Origin of the sequence: Mesorhizobium sp. M7A.F.Ca.CA.002.04.1.1 (assembly GCF_004022805.1) — a bacterium.
GTDB classification, from domain to species: Bacteria; Pseudomonadota; Alphaproteobacteria; order Rhizobiales; family Rhizobiaceae; genus Mesorhizobium; species Mesorhizobium ciceri.
Genome location: NZ_RZPL01000271.1, coordinates 1 through 6803 on the forward strand (window position 1 = coordinate 1; position 6803 = coordinate 6803).

8 protein-coding genes are annotated in these 6803 nt (G+C 61.7%); 4 read left to right on the forward strand and 4 right to left on the reverse strand.

What is annotated here, in order from left to right; genetic code table 11:
• The 3 genes from ENZ75_RS15845 to zwf all read right to left on the reverse strand — a co-directional run.
• A partial coding sequence (locus ENZ75_RS15845; protein WP_206617042.1) for a dihydroxy-acid dehydratase occupies positions 1 to 559 on the reverse strand: 559 nt, incomplete at its 3' end.
• Between the two features lie 72 nt (positions 560 to 631).
• Positions 632 to 1348: a 6-phosphogluconolactonase gene (gene pgl / locus ENZ75_RS15850; RefSeq protein WP_063170066.1), complete on the reverse strand. Its 717-nt coding sequence runs from the start codon at positions 1346 to 1348 to the stop codon at positions 632 to 634.
• Positions 1330 to 2799, reverse strand: coding sequence for a glucose-6-phosphate dehydrogenase (gene zwf, locus ENZ75_RS15855; RefSeq protein ID WP_013530236.1), 1470 nt, complete (start codon positions 2797 to 2799; stop codon positions 1330 to 1332). The genes pgl and zwf overlap by 19 nt, the downstream gene beginning before the upstream one ends.
• 315 nt (positions 2800 to 3114) lie before the next feature.
• Here zwf and ENZ75_RS34320 point away from each other — a divergent pair, with 315 nt between their 5' ends.
• From ENZ75_RS34320 to ENZ75_RS15880, 4 genes are all read left to right on the forward strand, one after another.
• A complete protein-coding gene (locus ENZ75_RS34320; RefSeq protein WP_027162287.1) occupies positions 3115 to 3861 on the forward strand; it encodes an SDR family oxidoreductase in 747 nt (248 codons plus the stop codon).
• 491 nt (positions 3862 to 4352) lie between these two features.
• Complete coding sequence (locus ENZ75_RS34325; RefSeq protein ID WP_206617043.1) at positions 4353 to 4628, forward strand: RHS domain-containing protein; 276 nt, start codon at positions 4353 to 4355, stop codon at positions 4626 to 4628.
• A 516-nt stretch (positions 4629 to 5144) separates the two neighbouring features.
• Positions 5145 to 5468, forward strand: a complete 324-nt coding sequence (locus ENZ75_RS15875) for a hypothetical protein (RefSeq protein WP_127224236.1) — start codon at positions 5145 to 5147, stop codon at positions 5466 to 5468.
• 29 nt (positions 5469 to 5497) lie between these two features.
• Entirely contained in the window at positions 5498 to 6385 is an 888-nt protein-coding gene (locus ENZ75_RS15880) for a general secretion pathway protein GspK (protein WP_127307834.1), read from the forward strand.
• Positions 6386 to 6388: 3 nt separating this feature from the next.
• Here ENZ75_RS15880 and ENZ75_RS15885 read toward each other — a convergent pair.
• A partial coding sequence (locus tag ENZ75_RS15885; protein ID WP_164887840.1) for an SH3 domain-containing protein occupies positions 6389 to 6803 on the reverse strand: 415 nt, incomplete at its 5' end.

The following is a 6803-nucleotide window of genomic DNA, read 5'->3' on the forward strand; positions in this document are numbered from 1 at the left end:
GGCCTGATGTCATCGGTCCGGCCGGAATGAACACCGCCGGCAGATGGCCGAAGGTGAGGGCGGCGATCACCAGCCCCGGCACGATCTTGTCACAGACGCCGAGATAGACGGCGGCGTCGAACATGTTGTGCGACAGGCCGATCGCGGCGGCCATGGCGATGACATCGCGCGAAAACAGCGACAGCTCCATGCCGGGCTGGCCCTGGGTGACGCCGTCGCACATCGCCGGCACGCCGCCTGCCACCTGGGCGATGCCGCCGGCTTTGCGGGCTGCATCCTTGATCAGCGCGGGGAAGCTCTCGAACGGCTGATGCGCCGACAGCATGTCGTTATAGGAGGTGATGATGCCGAGGTTCGGCACCTTGTCGGCGCCCAGCGCGAGCTTTTCCGAGGGGCTGCACACCGCAAAGCCGTGAGCGAGGTTGCCGCACGACAAAACGGCCCGGTTGGCGGTGCGGTTCGACGCCTCGGCGATGCGGCCGAGATAACGCTCGCGGCCGGGCTTAGAGCGCTGGCGGATGCGTTCGGTAATGGCTTCGATGTCGCGTCTGGCGGTCATGGTGTCGGTCCTTTCAGGCGAGGTCCCGGAAACATCCTCCCGCCGTTTGCCGGGACCGGTGTAAATCGAGAATCAGGGTGCCCAGAAAACCTCTACGGGCTTTTGCGCTGCGTCGAGCACGGCGCGGATTGGCTTTCGCGGCCCGGGCGCCACCGCGCCGTCGAAGGCGATACGCTTGTCCTCACCCTCGATGTGCAGCGCGATGAAGCCGGCTTCGACGATGCGGGCCAGCGACAGGGTCAGCCGCGGCTCGCCCGCACTTGCCGCATGAACCGGCAGCACGATCCTGTCGGAAGACGGGTCGAGCAGCGTTGCCAGGTCGGCGGCATCGGGAAAGAACGAGGCGGTGTGGCCGTCCGGCCCCATGCCGAGCACGACGACATCGAGCGGCCAGGGCAAGGATCGGAGCGCTGCATCGTCGGACGAGGCCGCATCCTCGATGCTGGTGGCTTCGTGATAGAGCGGCACGAAACGAGCCGCCTTGGCCGCGTTCTGCAACAGATTGGCGGCCACCAGCCCGGCATTGGAGCGTGGCGAGGAGGCCGGCACGAAACGCTCGTCGACCAGCGTCACGATCACCTTGTCCCAGGCGATGGGTATCGCTGAAAGGGCGGCGAAGAATTTTGCCGGCGTGGTGCCGCCGGAGACGGCGAGCAACCCCGTGCCGCGCTCGGCGATCGCCTTGGTCAGTCTGCCTGCAACATGGCCGGCAAGGGCTGCCGCCAGTTCCTGGCGCCCGCTGAAGCCGTTCCAGCTGTAGGCGGCGCTGTTCAATTGCTCTCGTGCCATGTCCGCCCGTCACGTTCGATCAGCGCTATCGAGGCCGATGGACCCCAGGTGCCCGCCGTGTAGCCCTGCGCCTCCTGCCTGGCACTTTCCCAGGCATTCTGGATCGGGTCGATCCATTTCCACGCCGCCTCGACTTCGTCACGGCGCATGAACAGGGTCTGGTTGCCACGGATGACGTCCATGATCAGCCGCTCATAGGCGTCCGGTGCGCGGCCGTCGAAGGACTGCGCGAAACTCATGTCGAGCGAAATCTGGCGCAGCCGCATGCCGCCCGGGCCCGGATCCTTGATCATGATGAACTGCTTGACGCCTTCGTCCGGCTGCAGCCGGATGACAAGCTGGTTGGCGAAGATCGGTCCGGCGCTGTCGCCGAAGATCGAATGCGGGATCGGCTTGAATTCGATGACGATTTCCGAAACCCGCGTCGCCAGCCGTTTGCCGGTACGCAGATAGAACGGAACGCCCGACCAGCGCCAATTGCCGATCTCGGCCTTGATGGCGACGAAGGTCTCGGTGTTGCTGTCCTTGCCGAGTTCCTCGACATAGCCTTTCACCGGTCCGCCGGCCGAAGCCCCGGCGCGATACTGCCCGCGCACGGTGTGCTTCGGCGCTTCGTTGCCGTTGATGCGCTTCAGTGCCCGCAGCACCTTCAGCTTTTCGTCGCGCACGGCGTCGGCATCCATCGACGACGGCGCTTCCATGGCGACGAGGCACAAGAGCTGCAGCATATGGTTCTGCACCATGTCGCGCAGCGCGCCGGCCTTGTCGTAATAGGTGACGCGGTCCTCCAGGCCGACGGTCTCGGCCACGGTGATCTGGACATGGTCGATATGGGCTGAATTCCACAACGGTTCGTAGAGCGCGTTGGCAAAGCGCAGCGCCATCAGGTTCTGCACCGTCTCCTTGCCGAGATAATGGTCGATGCGGAAGATCTGGCTTTCGTGGAAGTCGTCGCCGACCAGGTCGTTGAGCTTGCGTGCCGAATCGAGATCGCGGCCGATCGGCTTTTCCAGCACGATGCGCGAGTTCGGCGTGATCAGATTGTGCTCTTTCAGCTTGTGCGAGATGTCGCCGAACAGCGCCGGCGCCACCGCCAGGTAGAAGGCGCGGATGCGGTCGCTGTCGCCGATCGCCTTCTTGAGCTTGTCGAAGCCGGCGCCGCTCGTCGCATCGGCGGAGACGTAGGACAGCCGCGCCAGAAAGGTCTTCAGTTCCTTGGCGTCGATGTCGGCCGGTTTGACGTGGTCCGAGATCGCCTGCTTGGCGAAGGCCTGGAATTCTTCGTCGCTCATCTTCGAGCGCGAGGTGCCGATGATGCGTGTCGGCTCCGAAAACTGATGGTCGCGCTGGCGATAATAGAGCGACGGCAGAAGCTTGCGCTCCGACAGATCGCCGGTGCCGCCGAAAATGATGAAGTCGAAAGGATCGACGGGGATGATCTGGCTGGTCATGGTCTGTCCGCTCTGACGCCGGTCGCTGTGACGCGGCTGATATAATCTAATCGATTTAAATTTTCCAGTGCCATGGTGTCACATCTGGGTGTATGCGCCTGCCCCTTGACAGTCCGATGACCCGGAGGCTTGTCGACAGGCGCGGCACCGGAAGCCTTCGCAGTTGCAGCATAGAGCGGGATCGACGCGAAAGCCAAAGGAGAAATCGGCGATGGCCGCACATCTTTCGAGCAATCCGGCCAGAAGCCACGGGTTCGCGCGGATGTGCGCTATCGGCGCGCCGGTTGATCGTCATCAATCATGAGCGGGAAAAACATGCGTCTGGAAAACAAGGTTGCCGTCATCACCGGTGCTGCGTCCGGTTTTGGCGAGGGCATCGCCAGGCGCTTTGCGCAGGAGGGTGCCAGGGTCGTTGTCGCCGATCTCAACGCCAGGGGCGCGGAGCGCGTCGCCGGCGAGATCGGCGAAGCGGCGATCTGGACCCAGACCGATGTCTCGCTGCGCTCCGAATTCGACGAGATGATCTATGCCGCCAAAAGCGCATTCGGCCGCATCGACATCATGGTCAACAATGCCGGCTACACCCATCGCAACGGCGACATGCTCAATGTCGACGAGGAGACCTTCGACCTGATAACCGCCGTCAACATGAAGGCGATCTATCACGCGGCACTCGCCGTGGTGCCGATCATGGAGCGGCAGGGCGGCGGCGTCATCCTGACCACGGCCTCCACCGCGGGTCTGCGGCCGCGCCCCGGCCTCACCTGGTACAATGCGTCGAAAGGCTGGGCGATCACCGCCACCAAATCGATGGCGGTGGAACTGGCGCCGAAGAACATCCGCGTCAACTGCCTCTGCCCGGTTGCCGGCGAGACCGGCATGCTGGAGAAATTCATGGGCGCCGACACACCCGAAATCCGCGAGAAGTTCCGCGCATCGATCCCGCTCGGCCGGCTCTCGACGCCGCTCGACATCGCCAACGCCGCACTCTGGCTGGCCTCGGACGAAGCCGCCTTCATCACCGGCGTGGCGCTGGAGGTCGACGGCGGACGCTGCATCTGAACGCCTGGGTAGCAGGCCAGGATCTCATCCGCTGCAATACCAGGACAAGCGCAATCTCACGGCAATCGAGGATCAACCCCGCCAACAATGAGACCTACACCTATACGGCCAACGGCTTCATCGAGAATGCCGATGGGCCGTGGGGCAGCCTCACCTATACGATCGACGGTGTCGGCAACATCACCCAGCGCACCGTAACCATTGGTGGCGTCACCTCTATCGATACCTACAGCCTTCAGGGCGGCTCCAACCGGCTGACCGGCATCCTCACCGGCGGCGCACCGAGCCGCGGCTTCCAGTCGGACCTTGCCGGCAACGTCACGCAGGACGCGACCGTCTCGCCGGAGCTCACCAAGACCTACAGCTACAATGCCGCCGGCCAGCTCTCGGGCGCCACCACGAACGGCACGACGGCAGGCGCCTACATCTACGACTACCTGTCGCGGCTGGTCTCGCGCACCATCGCCGCCTCGTCGGCCACGCTGCACATGGTGCACGACCTCGACGGCAATGTAATCGCCGAATATGACGCGTCCGGCGCGCTGGTCACCGAATACATCTGGGTCGAAGGCCGCCCGCTGGCGATGGTCGCCGACGCCGGCATCACGCCGGTGCTCTATTACGTGCTGACTGACCATCTCGAACGGCCGGTCATGATGACCGACCAGGGCCGCAATGTCGTCTGGCAGGCGAGCTATCTACCTTACGGTGAGGTGCGTAGCATCAGTGGCACGGCGACGCTCAACCAGCGCTTCCCCGGCCAATAGTTCCAGATCGAGACGGGGCTCGCCTACAATTGGCACCGCCATTATGATGCTTCCATCGGGCGCTATCTGCAGCCCGATCCGCTCGGTATGCCGAATGGGCCGTCAAGGTGGGCGTATGTCGGCAACAGCCCGCTGATGAAGGTGGATCCGAGCGGGTTGTATTGGGTTCCAGGTCCAGGAGGGAATCGATGGTGGTGTTGGGGTGGCAATCCCTTGGACTGCGTTTTACGTCCCCCCCCCGCAGCCAGGGCCACAATCTTGCCCGATGCCGTCGGAACGGCGTACGACGCCTCCGCCTCCGCCGCCAGCTGGGCCGCCGGATGACGACCCTTGTGAGGAACAGCTTGCCGCTGATGAGGCGCAGTGCCAATTGCTATCCTCGGGGCGTGGTGGCGGGCGCACAACCAAAGCTGGTAGAAATTGGTATGCAGCTTGTATGGCAATAGCCAGTGAAAGATATGCCGCTTGTAGGGCAGGGAAACCCTTGCCGCCGTTTCCAATATGGAAAATGTAGCTATGAAATTTCTATTTCGGGAGAGGCTGGAAGTTTTGAACTCAGATGATTTATTTGAGTTTGGAATAACAAAAATCAATAAAAATAAAAGCGAAGAATATTTATATGAAACAGAGGCAATCTTCATAAGAAACGGGAAAGTAACATCAAGAATAAAGTTGACTGGATTGAGTGAGTTTAAGGTTATAATGAGCTCGTTATCCTATTTTGGGTCAAAATTAAGGGGAATAGCAAAAGATGAATCGATTACTTTTGATTTTGATGGATTAACATTTGACCAATATATACCAATAAACAAAAATTTAAGATTGATTTGGGATGAATGATTTAAAGAAAGATAAACAACGATTGTAGGGTGACAGCACACTTTTATTCTCGATGGTGGACTGTGGTCGAAGAAAATCCCCGTGATTCATCGGCCTCTTGCGAGTGCCAATCCTCCGGCTTCGCCCTCGTCGCTGTCCTTGTCTTCCTCCTCATCGTCTCCGCCATCACCTCGACCTTCGCCCTGACCGCCTGGACGCGGCTCAAGATCGCTTCGAATGAGACCGAAAGCCAGCGGTTCGGCCTGCTCGCCGAAGGCCTGACCAACGTGCTGGCCGCGCGCCTGTCGAGCGCCGGGCCGGACATCGGGTTGCCGCTCAATTTCGAGCCAGTCTCCTGCGTGGTCGGCGATCTGACGGTCGTGATGCGGTTGCAGGGGCATTCGGGCCTGATCGATCTCAACGCCGCCGATCACAATCTGCTTGCCCAGGGTTTCGCTTCGCTCGGCGTCGATCCGGAGATGTCCAACTGGCTTGCGATCGCGGTCGAATATTCCCGCAGCGGCGCCAGCATCTTTGCCGCGGTGGCCACGCAAAAGGTCGAAGTCGTGGGTGGTTTCAAGCATGCACCGTTCGAATCCGTGGCTGAGCTGCAGGACTTTTCCAGGCTGCGCTCGATTTCTTTGCCTGATCTCTACAGCACATTCACGGTCAATTCGCGGCGCGGCGATCTGGTCGTAAGTCGAGCCGGCCCCACGCTGGCCAACTTCGTCAAGGCCGGAACATCGGCAGGTGCAAAGATACCCGAGCAGGCCTTCACGATCGAGGTTTCCGTCAGCCGGCGAGGCTCGGCCATCGTCGGTTCCGCCGGCTATGTCTTCGAAAGCCGTTCGGGCGATCAAGCAAGCCTGCTCCGCACTGCAGCGGTTTTGGGAACGATAGGCGCCAAGATAAGGGGCGTGCCTCACCCAAGGCGGTAGACGTCAGGCGCCGGTCTTGATGTAGCTCTTGTAGATCCAGCCGGTCTTGCCGTTGTAGGTGATCTGGCACCATTTCTTGCAGCTCATCACCTGCACCGAGGTTTTGGCTGGCACCGTACCGATGGCGGCGGCATTTTTCTTCGGGCCGCTTCGCATGGTCACGGCCCTCAGGATGCGTCCTGTTCCGGCGGCTGCGGCTTTCCTTGGCTTCGCCTTGGCCTGGCTGTCATCACCTTCTGCCGCGGGCTCTTGAGCCGGCACTTGCGGTTGCACCTCGGGAATGGCGGCGGTTTGTGCGCCGTCGGGATGGTTGCCCGCGGTTGCGCCGGGCGCGGCTACCTTGGCAAGTTCGGTGGCGGCATCGGTATCGGCTGCCGGCTGCGCGAATGCCGCCGTTTGCTTGTCGGGTGCCTTGTCC

Excerpts from the sequence above, each read along its gene's own strand:
- pgl (WP_063170066.1), bottom strand. The coding sequence starts at position 1,348 with ATGGCACGAGAGCAATTGAACAGCGCCGCCTACAGCTGGAACGGCTTC.
- zwf (WP_013530236.1), bottom strand. The coding sequence starts at position 2,799 with ATGACCAGCCAGATCATCCCCGTCGATCCTTTCGACTTCATCATTTTC.
- ENZ75_RS34320 (WP_027162287.1), top strand. The coding sequence starts at position 3,115 with ATGCGTCTGGAAAACAAGGTTGCCGTCATCACCGGTGCTGCGTCCGGT.
- ENZ75_RS15875 (WP_127224236.1), top strand. The coding sequence starts at position 5,145 with ATGAAATTTCTATTTCGGGAGAGGCTGGAAGTTTTGAACTCAGATGAT.